This window comes from Mycoplasma sp. Pen4, from assembly GCF_014352955.1.
Lineage (GTDB): Bacteria > Bacillota_I > Bacilli_A > Mycoplasmatales > Metamycoplasmataceae > Mycoplasmopsis.
The window spans coordinates 821,832-841,578 of sequence record NZ_CP060691.1 but is presented as its reverse complement, the minus strand read 5'-3'; the positions used below and the strand labels follow the sequence as shown (position 1 = coordinate 841,578).

The window sequence follows — 19,747 nt, the reverse complement described above, 5'->3', positions numbered from 1 at the left end:
TGATTTTTGCTTTAATAATAGCTCCTAAATACTCAATAAATACAGAGGATTATGATTTATTTATATTATTATGCCTATGGTAATATTATTTTCATTATTTGGATTATGAAATTTTTGATTTAGTTATAAGAAAAAATTCAAGCAATTGATTGAAAAAGGAAAATCAAGATTATCTTTAATAGAAATGAAAAACAACACTGAATTAGATGCTAAATTTACATCTAAGTTAAGTGAATCATTTCAAAAATTTAGCGAAAAACCAATTGAACTTAATAAACGTGTACTAGTAAAAGACATTTGGGATTTTAGTCATTTTAAAAAGGATATTCAAGATCAACGAGATCTAGAGGCAATATTTTATGTCATTTTAGTAACAATAATTAAATTACCGGATGCAAATTTATCAAAGAATATAAAACAACAGTTACTTAACGAATATGACTTAGATATAGATTCAAATGATAATTAAACATCTATTATCGCAAATCACAATTATGTGGTTTGCGTTTTTTAAATTTATGGAACGGTGAAATTAAGGTGTGTAGGAATATGCATATTATGTTTCATTACAAAATCAAAAAACACGAGTTAACAACTCGCACTTGAACAAAGTAATTTTAGATGTTGCAACTCTGATCATAAGTAAAAATATGATTGCTAATACAAATGTTCCATATTTAAAAATTTCTGATGTATTTTTTATCAAATTTAACATTAAACCAATTCTGCGATTAATTTTATTATTATGTTTAATTTTTCCTCTTATTAAAACAATTTCCTTAATTTTGTTATATCAAATATTAGATGAGAGGTAAGTATTTGCATATTTATGAAAAATATAAAAAAATATGGTGCCATTAACTGGACTCGAACCAGCGACCCCTTCCTTACCATGGAAGTGCTCTACCTGCTGAGCTATAACGGCAAATACCATATAAAAACATCATACCACAAACAATTTAAAAGTTATAAAAAAACTCCAATACGGAGTTTAAAACATTCCACCAAAACCTGCACCATTTTTGAATTTTTTAGCCATTTCTGTCATACGTTTTGACATAGAGTCAAAATCATTGAGTAATTTATTATATTCTTGTGCAGTTCTACCGCTTCCCTTAAGGATTCTTTCCTTACGTGAAGCGTTTCTTAATAATTTAGGGTTTTTACGTTCTTCTTTTGTCATTGATGACATAAGTATTTGATAAAGTTTCATTTTTTCTTCTGCTTTATCAATATCTTCTTCATTAATTTTATTAGCAAGACCCCCAGGAAGCATTTTTAATAATTTAGAGAATTTTCCTAATGATTTCATTTGTTTAATTTGTTCCATTAAGTCGTCAAGTGAGAAGTTACCTGAAAACATTCTTTCAATCATGTTTTTAGCTTTACCTTCATCAATTGTTTCTTGTGCCTTTTCAATAAGTGTCATAACATCACCCATACCAAGAATTCTGTCTGCCATTCTATCTGGGTAGAATAATTCAAGGTTTGATGTTTTTTCACCAGTACCAATGAATCTAATTGGTATATTAAGTACTTGACGAATACTTAATGCAGCCCCACCACGAGCATCTGAATCTAATTTTGTGATGATTGTACCGGTGAGACTAAGTTTTTCGTTGAATGTTTTAGCAACATTGATTACATCTTGACCACTTAAAGCATCAGCCACAAATAAAATTTCTGCTGGGTGTGCTAGTTTCTTAATGTTAACAAGTTCTTCCATTAAGGTTTCATCAATAGCTAAACGTCCTGCAGTATCAATGATTACTAAATCATTATCATTTTCATATGCATGTTTTAAAGCATTAGCAACAATTGTTTCTGCTGGTACGTTTACACCTTGCTCATAGTAATCAACTTGAATTGATTTAGCAAGCGTAACTAACTGATCTACAGCTGCTGGACGATAAATATCTGCTGCTACAACTAATGGTTTTTTAATATTTTGTTTTTTTCTAAGGTAGTAAGCAAGTTTTGCTGTTGCTGTTGTCTTACCAGAACCTTGTAAACCACACATCATGATGATAAATGGTTTTTTTGTAATCTTAATTGCTTGCTCTTTATCTCCTAAAATATGAACAAGTTCTTCATGAAAAATCTTAATCATTTGTTGTGATGGATTTAATTTTCCGATAATTTCACTTGATAAAGCTTTTTCTTTAACATTATTTATAAACTGTTTTACTACATGTAAATTAACATCGGCTTCTAATAAAGCAATTTTTACTTCTCTTGTAACTTCGAGAATATCTGATTCATTTAACATTGTCTTTTTAGACATTTTTGCCATTGTTTTTTGTATTCTTTTTTCTAAAAAATCTAACATATATAAATTATATAGCATAAGTTATTTATAAAATAAATAAAATTAGATACGCCCCATAAAATCAGGAAAATCTAATATAATTAAATATATGATTGAATTAGAAGTAAAATACAGCGAAAGAATTGATAAATATATTAGTAATCATTCAGAAATTTCGCGTAACGATATAAAGCAACTTATCGAAGAAAAAGCAGTTTTTGTCGATGGTGTTGTAGTGAATAAACCAAAATTCACAGTTAAAGAAGGACAAATAATCAAAGTTACAAGAGTAATTGATAAAGAGATACATGTTATTCCACAAGAAATGGAGTTAGAAATCCTTTATGACGATGATTATTTATGTGTTTTAAACAAACCAAGTGGCTTAACAGTTCACCCTGCGCCCGGTCACGTAGATAATACTTTAGTAAATGGATTATTGTATCATTTCAAGAATAATTTATCGAATGAAAATGGATTATTGCGTCCAGGAATTGTTCACCGTATCGATAAAGACACAAGTGGTTTATTAATAATTGCTAAAACCAATGAAGCACATAAATTACTTGCTGAAAAATTTGCAGACCACAGCATTCACCGTTCATATATAGCGATTGCTGATGGGATTTTAGAAAGTAACAAAATGAAGTTGATTCTTCCTATTGGTCGCAGTCAAAAAGATAGACTTAAAATGGAAGTTACAAATAATAACTCAAAACATGCAGTCACAAATATAACTTTACTTAAAAGTTTTTATTTAGATAACTTACCTAAATCATTAATTAAATGTGAATTAGAAACAGGAAGAACACACCAAATTAGAGTTCATTTATCACACATAAAAAACCCAATTTATGGTGATCCAGTTTATAACAAACCGATTGATGATTTTGGACAACGTTTACATGCATATAAATTAGTTTTTGAACACCCAATTACAAAAGAAACAATGACATTCTTTGCTAAACCACCAAAAGAATTTGAGGTATCAGGTTTTGATTTCAAAGAATTCTTTGAGGAAGAAAAATAAGGAGGAATATGATTCCACTAGTTAAATTATTAAGAGAAGATCATACATCTGATTCTCTTTACGAAAAAGGTAAGAAAACATTTAATTATTGAATAGCTATTTTATTAGCTGCAATTGCTTTAACAATTATCTTAACTGTTTCTACATTAATAATTGGATCGATTGGTATTTCTGAACCTTTTAAAGAGAAAGGTATTTGAACTCAAACATTTGATGAATTAGCAAAAAATATTAAAAATGCAGATGCAACAAGTTTATATAACAATTTTATAATGAGTTTTATAAGTACTATTCTTCTCACAACTACAACATTAGTTCTTTCTGTTTACCTTGTTTATAGTGTTGTTCGTGATTGAAAAAAAGCCAATGAAGACAGAACATACATTGATGTTAATAAACAAAATTTCACATTATTAACAGCAATTGGGTTTATTTCATTTATACAAATTATTCTATTTTCATCCTCGTTTTCAATTCAAACAGGATATTCACAATTGGGAGTTGCTTTTATAGTATTATCAATTCTTTCAGCTGTTATAGGTCTTTTAACCAAATTATTCCCAGGAACACAATTTAGAAGAATTAAATTCTTATTTGAAAATATCAAAAGAAAAGAAGAAAGCGCCAAAATTCTTAAATCATTAAGTCAAGCATTTAATGGTAATAATACAAATGGTGGTAATAATTGATTAAATGAATTATTAGCAGGTCAAGTTCCATCAGATCTACGTGCAAGCGATATTGATCAAAATGATAGTGAAAATTCATTTGACAAATCTGCTTCAAAATCAAATAATGAAACTACAAAATCAACAAAAGAAACAGTAGAAGAACTTCAAAAACGTCAAACAATTGAAAAATTAATATCATTACCAAATGATCAACTTTTCAAAATGGCAAAATTATTAAATATTGTTGAGTATCAATCTCTTCCAAAAGAAGAACTTGCTGAGTTAATTTACAATTACACAAAGCAAAATAACGAAACATATGAAAAAACTGAAATTGCAGAAAAAAGTGATCAAAATCAATAATTAAAAATACAGCTGATTAAGGCTGTATTTTAATTTAATAAATTAAACGAAACTGTGTATTTATAACATTAAATTTAATGTTGTATATTTAAGTATTTATATTTGTAAAATGTGAACTAAACTGTTTTAATAACAACTTCTTTTGAGTGATGTTTACCTCTTAAATCGTTTCTTTCCACGTGAATGATTTCGATTTTTTCATTCATACGTGTGTGTTCACCGTGTTTTTGACCACGACGGAATCCTTTAATAAGTCCTTCAATTTCTTCAATTGTATTTGCTTGCGCAATGACTTCGTTATTTGAAATTAATTTTGCTTTGTATTTATACATAAAAGCCTCCGTTTTCTTACACTTATATGATATCAAGTTTGGAATGTAGATGGTAACATTTTCATATATTTCCATATTTCATGAAAAACAGAACACAATTTGTATCAAATATGTTGATTAATTTTTTATGTTTATTTTGCATAATATTGTGGAACAAAATGTGGAAAATGTCTACTATTTAGAGCTAAAAGTTAATAAAGCAACCAAAACCAAATATAATTAAATCATAAGAAGGTGCAAATGTTTTCAAAAAGAATATTAGAAGAAAATTCTTGGAAAAGAAAAACTAATGACATTTATAACTTATCTAGGAGATCTAGATTTATTTTGCTCTTCACTTCAAGCAAACTTAATTGATATGCTTGTAATTTAACTGATACAGGTCTTTTAATACAAAGCCAACATGATCATCATATTATTACTAATGCTTTTAAATTAATGAAAAACATTAAAAGCATCTTATTTAATATTGCTTTTGCAAAACTAAGAAATTTAGAACGGCATTGTGACACTATCTAGACAAACACAATGCTATTAGCTAACAAATTTCTTAGAAAGAGAGAAAAGATGTACTTAACAAAAACAAAAATTAAAGAATACTTATTAAAAGATGCGACTATTTTCGAAATAGTTAAAAAATCAATATTTTTAGTAATTGCATTTGCATTATTTGTTTTTCAAGTCTACAGCGTAATACTTTTTGGAATTAAAGTACCTTCATTAGACTTAACAACAACAGCAAAAATTGTTGGAGTTGCAATGGTGGGATTCTTTGAAGTATTAGTATTATTTATATTTGCTGCGTTTATATACTATATTTTAATGAAATTAATATTCAAAATAATTTGTTACAAAAGTGGTGGGAATTTAAGTGATGAAACATATCAAAAATTCTTAAAACTACTTTCTAGCAAGGAAATTAGAAAAAACTTCAATACAAACAACATAGATGATGGATGAAAAAATCAAAGCATTTGACCAGAAGATATTGCTAATAATGTATATAGAATAAAAGTTAATCATGTAAGATGAATTTTATCTTTTGCTAATGTATTATTAATTCTTTGAGCGATTGGTTCGGTTGTTACATTAATTGCTAATATACAAAGATTAGATAATGCTGATTACATAATAAAATACGGAAAACCTATGGTTATTTTCAATATTATTTACTCATCATTAAGCTTAATAATCTCAATTTGAGTATTTTTAATAAACAGAATAAAGGTTAAGGTTTTAAAACTTAATGAAGATGAAGAATTAAAAATTGATGCCTCAAGATACATTAGAAAATTAAGAATTTATTCTTTAAACACAATTAAATAAGATAAAAGATAAGTCACAATCATCAACCCTCAAACATAAAGTTTGAAATCAATAAATAAGATAATTGAAGCAATTACAGTAATTGCAAGAAGGGGGACTGATTTATGTTAAATATTAATAGAAGTGAAATCAAGAAAATATTTATCAATAGAATCAAAAGTCCGATACACATACTTATTCATTTAATAATTTATGGATTATTATCATACTTTTTCTTCCAAGTTATTTTTGATGAATTTCCAAATGCAGAATCAAGAGGAAGAGAGATAACAGGAGGCGAAATATTTCTTTTTGCGCTTGTTGCAATAGGATTTATGTACACAAATTTATTATGAATTATTAGAATAATAGTTTGGATTAAATCATATGCATTAAGTGATAACTTTTATAAAATAGCTTTATTATCATTTCTTTCATTTCAGTTATATGAAATGTTTGTAAATATTTACTTACCAGATGAATCTAAAAATCGTATATGAAATAACTTTGTTTCCTATGTGATAGGATTAATTCATCTAAAAGGTAAAAAGACTTTATTCAAAATATTAGCATCAATTGCTGTGTTTTTAGCTGTATTATGCATACCAGGAATGATATTAGCATATATAAATTATGATGCTTTTATGAATATATCATGATCATTAGTTATTTTCGTATTTATCATGATGTTTTTAGTAAATTCATTCTTTATTTGATTTATTGTGTATTCAATAATCAGAGTTAAGATTTTAAATCTCTATGAATATGAAACTGAAAAAGAAAAAGGTAATAAATTAGTTTATACATTAATGATAATTACAATGAGATTTAATAATCTTAAAAAGATTTATACAGATGATGAATATTTATCAGATTTAGATATTGCATTAATTAAAAAAGTCATTAGAAAGAACAAACTTCAACTAGTTGGAGTGTACAAAGAAATCTTTGAAAATGATTACAAATATGTTGGTGAAATTACTGAACCAATTGAATTTATTACATCAAGAGACATGAAACAAAAAGTAACTAATAATATAAGTAAAATGTTTTTCAACTTATGAAATCTAAAAAGTTCATATAACACAATTGAGTTTGAAACTTTTGGTTTAAAATTCAATATCACATTTAAATAATTTAAATTTTATTAATTACTAATATGCCTATGACATAGTGCTTTTAAGCATTATGTCATTTCATTTTATAAACCGATAAACAAAAGAACATAAGTTGACTAAAATAAAACTGTTTTATTTGAGTTCATAGTGATATCAATTAATTGAAAAAAGTGTAAAATTTAAATAAATAGGAATAACAATGAAAAAAAATAAGAAAAAAATACGCGCTTTATTAGGAATAACAGCATCAGTAATGGCTACATCAGCTATTGCTACATCTTGTTCTATCTTAAATCTATTACCAAAAGTTGTAGTAGATGACGATGATGAAGATAGACCTGATATTGATGTAAAACCAAATTATGAAATACCTACTATAACACACAATTTTCTCCCTATTTCAAAGGATGAAATGCAAATTTTTAGTGGTGTAAATGAAAATGAAGTTTTAAAAGATGTAAATCTAATTCAGGATCCGAAAGAGTTAAAAGAACATTCAAATAATTATGGACAGTATTATTATGAATATCAAGATCCATATACGAAATTAATTTTTAGAGATTATTCTTATATAACAGATGGCAAAGGCGTTAGAAGATATTTACTTGGACCATATGGTTTAGCTTATTTAGCTCAAGAATTTAAACGTAAAGTTCCTTTTGGAACAGAAGTTTTTGACTTAAAAGCAGTAGAAGTAAATAATTACAAAGTTATTACACGCGCATCAAACGGATTATATATTCCGCAAATAAAACAAATTTACTTAAATGGTTACACATTATTAGAAACAAATCTTAATTTATATGACAAAGTTGCTCAATTAATGTCTACATTATTTCATGAGTATATGCACCATTGAGCGACATCTTATGCTGAAACAGGTGTTAATTTTAATAACAATTTAATTGATGATGAAAAAATAGGTACTGTAGCAAACAAAAAATTTGAAGCATCAACTGTAACACCAATTTACTATGGTGGGGTTGACTATGATACCACTAGAGACACCGCTGCATTTAAACAATTTTGAAACACTAATTTTACAAATAACTTCAAGAACTTATTAAACTATGACATAGATGCAAAAGCAAGAGTATCTAGTGAAGTTATAGAGATTTTAAGAGAGAGATGAGCTGAAGATGGCACTTTTGGTGTTGGTTCAGATGTAAACGCATTTACAAATTTAGATAAATATTTATATCAACTTTATAGTCCTCGTGACATCTGAGGTTTAGCGAATTCTGACCCATTAGATCCAAAAAATGCACAAAAACTTAGACAAGCAATCAGTAAACGTGATATGTATTACTCACCTGATCAAAAATTCTCTCTTAATGCTAAGAAAATTAAATACTACTTTTCTTTAACTGAATTAGTTCCAAGAGAATATACAAAGTATGCATTCGAATCATACTTTAACATTGATCATAAAAATCCGGCATCTATTTTAATTGATAAAATCGATCAAGGTCATTACAATAGATCTGATAATGCTGCAATTGGTTACTTTGGAACATATAAATTTAACTTTAGTGAAAACGGTTCGCATTATACATATTCATTCTCACCATCTGCATTATCTGATGACTACGGTAAGGTGTTTATGAATAACTTTGACACAACAACTCGTCAAGGATGATATTTAGATGGTTCAGTTATGCTACCATTAACCCCATTTGCCTTACCAAGTTATGAACCAACTAAATATGTACCAAATAACAGATTGGCAAGAGCAAAAAATCAAGAAGCAGACGAAGCTAAAGCAAAAATATCAACTGATAGATCTAGAGATTTTTATAAAACATTTTTAGAGTCAATGGCGTATGGAAAAACTATCTCTCAAATATATTATGATTTGGGGAAATGAAATTGAATTGGTAATTCATCATCAAGTACATTCTCAGAAGTCCAAACAAATGAGGAAACACGTTTAAAAATTAGACTAAGTGGTTACTTAGAAACTTCAGATTATACAGGTTTAGCTTTTGTTGAAGATAATGGAGATAACACTGGTAGTGTATATGATCAATCTACTATCTCTTATTTACCTACATTTAATTTCTTTGGACACAAAGGTTTTGATAAAGGTGCAGAATTAGCAACAAGAGAAGGAAATCAATATAAACCTTCAGAAAATAGAAATGCCCAAATCCAAAATAGAATTTATCCAAAAGATATTACAGAAAATCAAGATTATGCTAAACAATATGTTTCATATATTATGGACAAATATGTGCAACCAAAACCAAATACAAAAGTATTTTTATGAAAAGATAAAAATCACGATGGAAATGTACAAGAGGATGAAATTGTCAGAGATATAAAAATGACAATTCCTGATTCAAGACTTGCAACTTCTGCTCGTTCAACAAATACATCAAAATATTATGTGGCATCAAAAGACAATGAAAATGCTCCATATGTAAATTTAAGTTTTATTAAATAAAATGAATATATAACCGCAATATAGAAAGGAGAAACAATGGAATGAGATTTTAGCAAAATTAAAGTCGGCCAAATGATTAATGTTCAAGCATATAAACATAATGGTTACTTATATCGTCAATGAAATGATGCTAAAGTAATTTTTCATAACAAAAGACATATCGTATTATTCTTAAAAAATACAGTTGTCGCCGAGTATGAAAAAGACATTAATGGTTGAAGATATAATGAAAATGCAATTTGATTTATTCCTAAGAACTCTTTTTATAATGCGATAGTTTTATTAAAAGACCAAGGAGCATATTATTACATTAATATGGCTTCTAAACCAATTTTTGAAGATGGAACCATTAAATTTATTGATTACGACTTAGATGTAAAATGCTATCCAGATCGTGATCTTCAAATTGTGGATCGAGAAGAATTTAATATTCATTCAAGAATGATGAGCTATCCATCAAAAATAAAAGAGAATATTTACGAAGAATTAAAAAGCATTATGATACTTTATAATGATTACAAATATTTCTTTAGTGAAGACGTAATTAACTACTACTTAGAAGTTTTATATAAAGATAAATTAATCAGTGATAAAAGTATTGAAAAATTTGTAAGATCAAATCGAAAAAAATATAATGAAGAAATTTCGATGTTTGCAAGTATCAAAAAAAGATATTAAGCACAAACAAAAAATTCAAGTCCCAGGCTTGAATTTTTATTTTTCACTATGTCATAGGTTTTAACGTTTTCTTTTGAATTTGATTACTCATATAGATGATAATAAAACTAACACTAATCCAAAACCACCATATAAGAGAGTATTATTGACAAATAAATCTAATCTATAGTCGTAAACATTTGCATCTGAAGTATTAGCAAGTGCTTGACTATTTGCAAGTTTAATTGTTATTGTAACAATGAAGAATATTAAAACAGTAATTGATACATATGTCGCAATAGTGTTCATTCCCCTTGATATTCTTGCTAAAATTCTAGGCGTTTCCTTACGTGCTAAAAACGATTGTAATAATGCAAGTAAGAATGGACCAGGAATAAATACAAGAATTTGTTGTCAATTATTTAATCCAAAAAATGGCAATAAAGGTGGGAAATCACCTGTGTTATAGTTTTGAAAATCTTTATATAAGTCATAATATGCGATTATCAATAATGATGTAAAACCTAAAATTACAAGTGTATTAATTATCGATATTAACGAAAACCAAATTCTTTTAGTTTCTTTTGTTTCCATACTTATATTATATATCTTTCGAAAAGATTGTAAATTTGTATGAAAAAAGAGCAAAATGCTCTTAATAATTATTTTTGATTCTTAAATGATTTTTAGTATTTTTTCTTAAGTATGCTTGATAAAGATCATCATAGTCATAACCTAACATCACAAAACTTCCTAGAGCAAGTTCAAAAATTTTCTTAATATTATCTTTGTTGATTTCTTTCATTAATTCTGCTGTTGCAATAATTAATTGTTGGAATTGAATGTTAATATCTTCTGATGCAATTACTGGTTCAATAATTGGACTTAACTCATATAAATAAGCAAAGTTAACAAGGAAGTGAAGTAGATCGGCAAATTCCTCTGTTAATGCATCACTGTCGATATTTTTATTTAATTTTCAATATTTAAAACTTTGAACTTCATTAATAAATTCACCTGCTTCAATAACTAAAGCTAGTGTTTTTTGGACTAAAAAGTCATTTTCTGTTAGATCTGGATTTGCTTTTTTGCTTTTTGCAGCTATCTTTTCATCAAGCTCTTTTTGCATTTGAAAGATGTGTGTTAAATTCATGCCTCTATTATAATACTTTAATTTAAAAGTAATAAAAAAGTAGCTCTTAAAGGCTACTTTTTTAAATTGAGATTATTACTCGAAGTCTGCTTCATCACCAAACATGTCATCAACGAACATTTCTTCGTTAGCATCCATGTCGGCTCCACCTGAAATTTCATCAAATACATCGACAAAATCAACTTCATCAATAAATTCTGGGTTAAATGGCTCTGAAGTTACTTCCATACCATTTAATTCACCTTCAGCATTTGAAATAACTGGGAACTTGCTTGTAAAGTATGAACGTGGATCACGAATATCATATTTACCTTTAAGTTCGTAGTTTGAGTTTGTTCCAGCTGGAATTTTGTGACCAAGAATAATGTTTTCTTTAAGTCCTTCTAAGTGGTCAACTCTTTCTGCGATAGATGCATTAACAAGAATTTTAGCTGTTTCTTGATATGACGCAGCAGCAAGGAATGAGTCACTAAGTAATGGTGTTTGTTTTGCCCCACGAATTTTAACTTCTCCATATGCAGGTCTTTTACCTTGTGCAAGAAGTTTTCCGTTCTCTTTTTGGAACACAAATGTATCTACAAGACTACCTGTGAAGAAACGTGAGTCCCCACTGTCTGTAATCATGATTTTTGAAAGCATTTGACGGATGATGATTTCGATATATTTATCAGAAATTGTAATACCTTGTAAACGGTAAAGTCTTTGAATTTCTTTTAATAAGTAGTTTTGAACTGCACGTGGATCGGCATATTTAAGAAGATCATTAAGCACAATTGGACCTTCATAAATTTTTTGACCAGCAACAACTCTGTCACCAACTTTAACACGTTTTTTCTGTGTAACTTTTCCGTTTTCGAATACTGTTTCTACTGAACCATCTGGGTTTCTTGTTTCAATTTCAACGATTTCGATATCAGTATCTTTTCCGTTTTTATCTTTAGCAGGTTTAATTGATTTAATAATACCGTTAACTTTTGAAATAACAGCAGGTTTTCCTCATGGAGCATCATAGGCATCGATAAGCTCGATTAAACGACCAAATCCACCTGTGATATCTTCAACCCCAGCAACCCCTCCGGTATGGAATGTACGCATTGTAAGCTGTGTACCAGGTTCCCCGATTGATTGGGCAGCAACTACCCCAACAGCTTCCCCGATGTTTACAATTCTGTTTGTTGCAAGGTCTTTTCCATAACAGTGTTTACATACACCGTTTCTTGTATGACATGAAAGTACTGAACGAATTTCAACTTGATCTTTACCATATTCATTAACAATTTTATCTGCTAATTCAGGTGTAATAAGTGTGTTTCCTTCTACTAATACATTTCCATTATCATCAAGGATTGGAGTGTTTGTAAATCTTCCTTCAATTCTTTCTACTAATGATTCAATAACTGTATCTGTTTTTGTATCTTTAATATCTTTAACAACGAATCCGAAGTCTGAACCACAATCATCTTGTCTAACAACGATACCTTGAGCAACGTCAACAAGTCTACGTGTTAAGTAACCTGACTTAGCTGTGTTAAGCGCAGTATCTGTAAGTCCTTTTCTGGCCCCGTGAGTTGATGAGTAGAACTCATATGCTGTAAGTCCTGAAAGGAATGATGATTTAACTGGGATTTCAACTGTTGAACGAACAACACGGTCGTTTTCAGCATCGGCTTTAAGAATTTTAGTGTTGTTATTCATAAGTCCACGCATACCAGCAAGCTGTGTAAAGTTTGATGAGTTACCACGAGCTCCTGAGGTGAACATCATGAATAATGGGTTATCTAAGTCTGACTTAGTAACTTCTTTAAGATCTTTTTCGATAGAATCTTTAACTTCTGATCATTTTGAAATTGTTAATGAATATCTTTCATCATCTGTAAGATATCCTTCTTCAAAATATTTCTTAAGTTGATCTGTATATTCTTCCCCAACTTTAATTTTTTCAGCAGTTGTATTTAATGTTGTAATATCGTTCATTGAGATAGTTGTACCTGAAATTGTTGAAAATTTAAATCCAAGGTTTTTAATTCTGTCAAGGATTGATGCAACTAAGTTTGTATAGTTAAATCAAACTGTTTCTAAGATTTTTGTGTATTCCTTGATTGTTCAAGGGTTTTCTTGTGATGCAATTGTTGTGATATCTTCACCGTTTTCAATTGCGCTAGCAGGTTTGATGTGTTTGTATTTTTTACCAAATACAAATTCAATTGCTTCACATTCATCTTTGATTAAGTTAGCAAGGATTTTTGCGTGTGATGGTGAAATTGTTTCACCTTTATAATCGATTAATTGTGCACAGTCTTCAAAACGATCTAAATAGTTATCTCTATTTGTTTCTCCAACTACTTCAGCAACATCTTCTTTTGTAACTACGGCAACGTATTTTTCGTAAACTTTACGAACTATTTTTGCAATATCTTTTTTAGTTACTGCAATGTTAACTGGCATTTTAGCAATTGCTTCAATGAAGTTTGTTCCGTATTCTAATGTGTATTTAGATAAGTCATCTGCTGATGTATCGATTTTTTCTGTTGTTGTAGTTTTTACAGTTCCATCATCTAACATTGTTTCTTTAACATTAACTGATTTACCGAAGATAAATTCGAAGTCTGATGGGAATGCTTTGTTTAAGATGAATTTACCAACTGTTGATACTAAATATGGTGCTTTAGTAAATTTAGAAACTGATTCTTTTTCTAATGCAGCAACTGGTAAAACAATTCTTGTGTGAAGTGTAATGTGTCCATTTTCATATGCTTCCATCATTTCATCATATGATGCATAGTAGTTACCTTCACCTTTTTGGTTTGCTTTTTCAATTGTAAGGTAGTAAAGTCCTAAAATCATATCCTGTGAAGGGTTGATAATAGGTTCTCCATCTTTAGGTCCAAGGATGTTTTTTGAAGCAAGCATAAGTTCTTTTGCTTCTCTAACTGCTTGGTCTGAAATTGGAACGTGAACAGCCATTTGGTCCCCATCGAAGTCGGCGTTGAACGCTGTTGTTACAAGTGGGTGAAGTTTAATAGCTTTTCCACGAATTAATACAGGTTGGAATGCTTGAATAGAAAGACGGTGTAATGTAGGAGCACGGTTAAGAAGAACCGGTCTTCCTTCAATTGCTTTTTCTACATATGGTCAAATGATTGGGTTAAGGCTTTCAATCATTTTCTTAGCTGATTTAACACTTGTGATTGATGGTTCACTCTTGATTAATTCTTTAATGATTCATGGTTCAAATAATTTAGCAGCCATGTCACGAGGAATACCAACTTCGTGCATTCTAAGAGAAGGACCAACAACAATAACACTACGTCCTGAGTAGTCAACACGTTTTCCTAAAAGGTTTTGTCTGAAACGTCCTTTTTTACCAGTAAGTGCATCTGAAATAGATTTAAGTGGGTGTGAATCTTTTGATGTAACTGGTGTAGGTTTTTTTCTAGCATTATCAATTAAAGCATCAACTGCTTCTTGAATCATACGGTACTCATTTTGTTTGATTAACATCGGAGCATCTGATTCATTTCATTTTGCTAAACGGTTATTTCTGATGATGATACGACGGTAAAGTTCGTTAACATCACTTGTTGAGTGTCTTCCACCGTCTAATTGAACAAGTGGACGTAAATCTGCAGGAATAACAGGAAGGTTGTAGATTAACATACTTTTTGGGTCTTGACCAGATTTAATAAATGAGTTAATAACAGTTAAACGTTTGTAAAGTTTGCTTCTGTCTTGCTCTTTAGATGTTGTTAATCCATCTCTTTCTGCTTGTGCATTAATGATGCTAATTTCATCTTGGATTAATTGTGCTTCTTCTTCTAAATTAATGTTATTTAATAAGTATTCAATAGCACGTGATCCAGTGTCAATTTTGGCATCTGAGTATTCATGGATAATTTCGTTGTATTGGTAGAAATCAATCCCGAAATCTTTTCCGATTTTTGATTGTGCGTATTCTCTAAGTTCTTCTAATGCAAATGTAATATCTTCATATTCATCTGTGTCAGTTTCATAAAGACCTTGCATTTCAACTAATGCAGCTTCATAAATTGTTGCAGCTTCATTAATATCAATAATTGTATTTTTCTTAAGTGATTTTAAATTTCCACTTTCTAAAACGATGTGTGATTTATAGTAGATAAGTTTTTCAAGATCACCTTTTGTAACTTGTTTAGAAGAATCATTAACTCTAAGTCCAAGTAATTTTGAAATAATTGAGTGATCAATTTTGAAGAATCAGAAGTGAACAACTGGGTTGTGTAATTTAATGTGTCCCATTCTGCTTCTACGTGTGATTTTAGGTAATATTACAGGTTGATATTTTTCACAAGCTGGTGTTTTAGTACAAATTGTGTTTTCATCACTTTTCTTATATTTTGTTGAACAAACAGGACATTTGTAATCTGTTGTAGGTCCAAAAATTAATTCATCAAATAAACCATCTTTTTCTGGTTTATATGATTTATAGTTAATTGTCTCAGGTTTTGTTACTTCACCATGAGATCATTCTAAAATATCTTCATCAGTTGCTAATGAGAGAGTAATTTTATTGATTTTTTGTGCGATCAATTCTTCATTTTTATTATTTTGATCAAAATTATTCATAACCTTCTCCTCCCATTTCGTTTGAATCTATGTATTGGTAATCTTGTTCTGACATATCATCTTCTGATACAGCTTCTTCTGAAGCTTCAAGTTTCATTCCAAGACCTTTAAGTTCATAACTAAGAACATTAAATGATTCTGGAATTCCAGGTTGTGGAAGTTCTTTACCAGAAACTAAAGCACTATACAATGCATTACGTCCAACTATATCGTCCGATTTATATGTAAGAATTTCTTGAAGTACATTTGTAGCTCCATAAGATTCGATAGCTCATGTTTCCATTTCCCCGAATCTTTGACCCCCATTTTGAGATTTACCTCCAAGTGGTTGTTGTGTGATAAGTGAGTATGGTCCAACACTACGAGCATGCATTTTATCATCAACCATGTGGTTAAGTTTAAGCATGTACATAACTCCAACTGAAATTGGTTTATCAAATTTTCTACCAGTAATTGGATCAATAAGTGTTTGTTTTCCTGATTTATCTAATCCTGCTTCTTCTAATGCAGCTTCGATGTCTGATTTTTTAACCCCATCAAATGAAGGAGTAACGAATTTAACACCTAATTTTCTTGCAGCCATACCAAGGTGTAACTCAAGAACCTGTCCGATGTTCATACGTGATGGAACCCCCTGTGGGTTAAGCATAATGTCAAGTGGTGTTCCGTCTTCTAAATATGGCATATCTTCTTCTGGTAACACGATTGAGATAACCCCTTTGTTACCGTGACGTCCAGCCATTTTATCTCCGACTTTGATTTTACGTTTTTGTGCGATTGATACTTTAATGATTTTATCAACACCTTCTTCAAGCATATCTCCGTTTTCACGAGAAAGTGTTTCAACGTGGATAACTGTTCCGTTATGTCCGTTTTTAACTTTTAATGATGTGTCTTTTTGTGTTGTAGCACGTTGTTGAAGAATAGCCATAAGAAGTTTTTCTTCTTGAGATGGGTTGTCTTCACCTTTTGGTGATAAACGTCCAACAAGAATATCTCCAGGTAATACTTCTGAACCAACTCTTACTACACCATCTTCATCTAAGTGTCTTAATGAATGTTTTGAAACGTTAGGAATGTTTGCTGTAAGTACATCATCTCCAGCACGTGATGTTCTAAATTGGATTGTTTGTTCTTCGATGTGAATTGATGTATAAACATCATCTTTAACAAGTCTTTCGTTGATGATTACGGCATCCTCGAAGTTGTATCCGTTTCATGTTGTGAAACCAACAAGTACGTTTTTACCAAGTGCCATTTCACCATCTTTAAATGATGAACCATCAACAAGTAAGTCACCTTTTTTAAGTTCTTGTCCAACAGAAACGATTGGTTTTTGTTGAATAAGTGTTCCTTGGTTACTTCTTTCAAAGTTTCTAAGTGAATATCTGTCTGTGTTTCCTTTTTCGTTTTTGATGTGGATTTTTGAACCATCAACAAATGAAACTGTTCCATTGTTTTTAGCAACTAAGTTATATGATGAATATCTAGCAATGTCTGCTTCAATACCTGTAGCAACTAATGGTGCTTCGGCAATAAGAAGTGGAACTGCTTGACGTTGCATGTTAGAACCCATAAGTGCACGGTTGGCATCATCGTTTTCAAGGAAAGGAATAGCAGCAGCAGCAACTGAAACAATTTGTCTTGATGAAACCTCGATAAAGTCAATATCTTCAGGTTTACCAATGATATAGTTGTAATCACGTCTAATTGTTAAGATAGGTTCAACGATTTTGTTGTCGTCGTCAACTCTAACTGATGATTGCGCGAATGAATATCCTGTTTCTTCAGCGGCTGTTAAGTAGTGTGTTTCTGAATAATCAACAACACCATTGTTTACTTTGAAGTAAGGAGTTTTTAAGAAACCTAATTCATTAACTTTTGCAAATGTTGCATAGTTAAGGATAAGTCCGATGTTAGGTCCCTCAGGTGTTTCGATAGGACAAATTCTTCCGTAGTGAGTTGCATGAACGTCCCGAACTTCGAATTGTGCAGTATCACGGTTAAGACCACCAGGTCCAAGTGATGTAACACGACGTTTGTTTGAAACTTCAGCAAGTGGGTTAATTTGATCCATGAATTGTGAAAGTTTAGATGAGTTAAAGAATTGTTTCATTTGGTTAGTAACAAGTTTGTTGTTTGTTACGTTTTTAGCAGTAACTTTATCTGCTTCTTTAGCCCCCATACGTTCACGTGTAGCTTTTTCAAGTTTTGTTAAAGCAACACTTAATTGACCTTCAAGTAATTCACCAACTGAAACAATACGTTTGTTTGTAAGTGAATCTGGATCGTCATCACGTCCTACGTTATCGATTAAGTTGAAGTAGTAGCTAATAGCTGCAACGATGTCTGAAATAAGTAAGTGTGTTTCAACTGATTTAGGATCGTTACCAATTACAAGAACTGGACTATCTGCCTTTTCTTCCATTCATTTTTTAGTTGGGTATACACGTAATTTAACAATGTGTGTACGTTTTGATAATGCTTTGTTGTTTTGGATTAGTTTGTAGTAAACCATTTCTGGGTTAATACCAGGAATTTTTTCTGTTGCACAAATTCCTTCATTAAAGTATTCTTGAATTTGTTTAGCAATCTTAATTGTAATTTCAGTTTTCTTAGGGAAAAGAATTTCTCCTGATTTAGATTTAAGATCTTCTGCTAAGTATGTATTTGTAATACGGTCAACAAGTGATAATTTTTTATTTAACATGTAACGACCTGTTGTTGATAAGTTATAACGTTTTTTATCAAACAACATGCTTGGTAAAAGAGAGTGTTTTGCTTCGTCTGAAACACGATCTCCTTTTCTAAGTCCACGGAATAAGTCATCTTGACAAGCATCAAGAATTTCTTCGTCTGTTAAATCTTCATTAAGAATTAACTTATCTTTTCTTAATGTTTCTTCTAATAAATCACTTGATCCGAATAAGCTTCTAATAGTTTTTGCTGTGAAACCAAATGCTCCTAAGAATGTTGCTAAGTTAACGTTTTTGTTTTTATCAACTTTAACTTTTACACTATCAAGACTTGATGATGTAACTTTATGTGAAACTTCAAGTCATGATCCAATTCTTGGAAGGATTTCTAATTTGTTAAAAAGATCATCTGATTGTTTGTTACGAACATTAAGTCCGAAGTATGCACCTGGTGAACGAATTAACTGACTAACGATAACTTTTTCAGAACCGTTAATGATAAAACTTCCTCCAGTTGTCATGTAAGGAATTTCACAAAGTAAAACTTCGTCTACTTTAACTTCCCCTGTATTTGTGATTTCTCTTTTTAAACGAATGTAAACTTTAACACTAAAGTTGATTCCTTTAGCTTTACATTTTTTGATTTCTTCACTTTCGCTTGTAATCTTTTTAAAAGGTAATTCTAATCTTACTGAACCTTTTTCAAAGTCAAGACGAACTTCTTTATTAGCAGCTTCAATTGGATAAACTTCTAATAAACATTCTTGAATTCGTTTAGTAATAAAGTGTTCAAAACTTTCTTTACTTGTTTCAAGAATGTCAAAAAGTGGAAGAGATTCTTTTGTGATTGAGTAGTCTCTTCTCTCTGTGATAGGACCAAATTTACGTATTTTGTATTTTTTTTGCTCCATTGTATGTCATCCTTTCTAATTAACCTGTAAAAATGAAAAAAATACATATTAAATGTATAATTGCATAATAGGTAAATTTATTTTATCATAAAAATAAAATTTTTAGGATGATTTTTTACCTATTTTTTTATTACGTTTTTTCAGGTTAATTTATT

Annotated in this window: 13 protein-coding genes and 1 tRNA gene; 7 read left to right on the top strand and 7 right to left on the bottom strand. The window is 29.9% G+C overall.

All coding sequences use genetic code 4. The features are described 5' to 3' along the window. Positions 1 to 76 precede the first annotated feature (76 nt). Positions 77 to 469 (top strand): hypothetical protein, encoded by a 393-nt coding sequence (locus H9M94_RS03355; protein ID WP_187469516.1) that lies wholly within the window; start codon positions 77 to 79, stop codon positions 467 to 469. A 380-nt stretch (positions 470 to 849) separates the two neighbouring features. On the opposite strand, the gene H9M94_RS03350 is transcribed toward H9M94_RS03355, so the two are convergent. Further along, a tRNA-Thr gene (locus tag H9M94_RS03350) sits at positions 850 to 925 on the bottom strand. 66 nt (positions 926 to 991) lie between these two features. Beyond that, positions 992 to 2,329 carry a signal recognition particle protein gene (gene ffh, locus H9M94_RS03345; RefSeq protein ID WP_187469515.1) on the bottom strand — a complete coding sequence of 446 codons (1,338 nt, stop codon included), beginning with the start codon at positions 2,327 to 2,329 and terminating at the stop codon, positions 992 to 994. Positions 2,330 to 2,417: 88 nt separating this feature from the next. On the opposite strand from ffh, the gene H9M94_RS03340 reads away from it, so the two are divergent. After that, entirely contained in the window at positions 2,418 to 3,338 is a 921-nt protein-coding gene (locus tag H9M94_RS03340) for an RluA family pseudouridine synthase (protein ID WP_187469514.1), read from the top strand. A gap of 8 nt (positions 3,339 to 3,346) precedes the next feature. Continuing rightward, entirely contained in the window at positions 3,347 to 4,372 is a 1,026-nt protein-coding gene (locus tag H9M94_RS03335) for a hypothetical protein (protein ID WP_187469513.1), read from the top strand. A gap of 116 nt (positions 4,373 to 4,488) precedes the next feature. Here the strand turns inward: H9M94_RS03335 and H9M94_RS03330 are convergent, their stop codons facing one another. After that, a complete protein-coding gene (locus H9M94_RS03330; protein ID WP_187469512.1) occupies positions 4,489 to 4,704 on the bottom strand; it encodes an MAG6790 family protein in 216 nt (71 codons plus the stop codon). A gap of 567 nt (positions 4,705 to 5,271) precedes the next feature. Here H9M94_RS03330 and H9M94_RS03325 point away from each other — a divergent pair. From H9M94_RS03325 to H9M94_RS03310, 4 genes are all read left to right on the top strand, one after another. Continuing rightward, the gene (locus H9M94_RS03325) at positions 5,272 to 6,030 is read left to right on the top strand and encodes a hypothetical protein (protein WP_187469511.1); all 759 of its coding nucleotides are present in this window, start codon (positions 5,272 to 5,274) and stop codon (positions 6,028 to 6,030) included. A 104-nt stretch (positions 6,031 to 6,134) separates the two neighbouring features. Continuing rightward, positions 6,135 to 7,145, top strand: coding sequence for a hypothetical protein (locus tag H9M94_RS03320; protein WP_187469510.1), 1,011 nt, complete (start codon positions 6,135 to 6,137; stop codon positions 7,143 to 7,145). A 181-nt stretch (positions 7,146 to 7,326) separates the two neighbouring features. Next, a complete protein-coding gene (locus H9M94_RS03315; protein ID WP_187469509.1) occupies positions 7,327 to 9,573 on the top strand; it encodes an MYPU_1760 family metalloprotease in 2,247 nt (748 codons plus the stop codon). Between the two features lie 36 nt (positions 9,574 to 9,609). Next, positions 9,610 to 10,251, top strand: coding sequence for a DUF402 domain-containing protein (locus tag H9M94_RS03310; protein ID WP_187469508.1), 642 nt, complete (start codon positions 9,610 to 9,612; stop codon positions 10,249 to 10,251). Between the two features lie 60 nt (positions 10,252 to 10,311). On the opposite strand, the gene H9M94_RS03305 is transcribed toward H9M94_RS03310, so the two are convergent. The 4 genes from H9M94_RS03305 to H9M94_RS03290 form a co-directional block, all read right to left on the bottom strand. Next, positions 10,312 to 10,824, bottom strand: coding sequence for a hypothetical protein (locus H9M94_RS03305; RefSeq protein ID WP_187469507.1), 513 nt, complete (start codon positions 10,822 to 10,824; stop codon positions 10,312 to 10,314). A gap of 61 nt (positions 10,825 to 10,885) precedes the next feature. Beyond that, complete coding sequence (locus H9M94_RS03300) at positions 10,886 to 11,383, bottom strand: dUTP diphosphatase (RefSeq protein WP_187469506.1); 498 nt, start codon at positions 11,381 to 11,383, stop codon at positions 10,886 to 10,888. 75 nt (positions 11,384 to 11,458) lie between these two features. Then, complete coding sequence (locus H9M94_RS03295) at positions 11,459 to 15,985, bottom strand: DNA-directed RNA polymerase subunit beta' (RefSeq protein ID WP_187469505.1); 4,527 nt, start codon at positions 15,983 to 15,985, stop codon at positions 11,459 to 11,461. Beyond that, positions 15,978 to 19,592, bottom strand: a complete 3,615-nt coding sequence (locus tag H9M94_RS03290; RefSeq protein ID WP_187469504.1) for a DNA-directed RNA polymerase subunit beta — start codon at positions 19,590 to 19,592, stop codon at positions 15,978 to 15,980. The genes H9M94_RS03295 and H9M94_RS03290 overlap by 8 nt, the downstream gene beginning before the upstream one ends. Positions 19,593 to 19,747 lie beyond the last annotated feature (155 nt).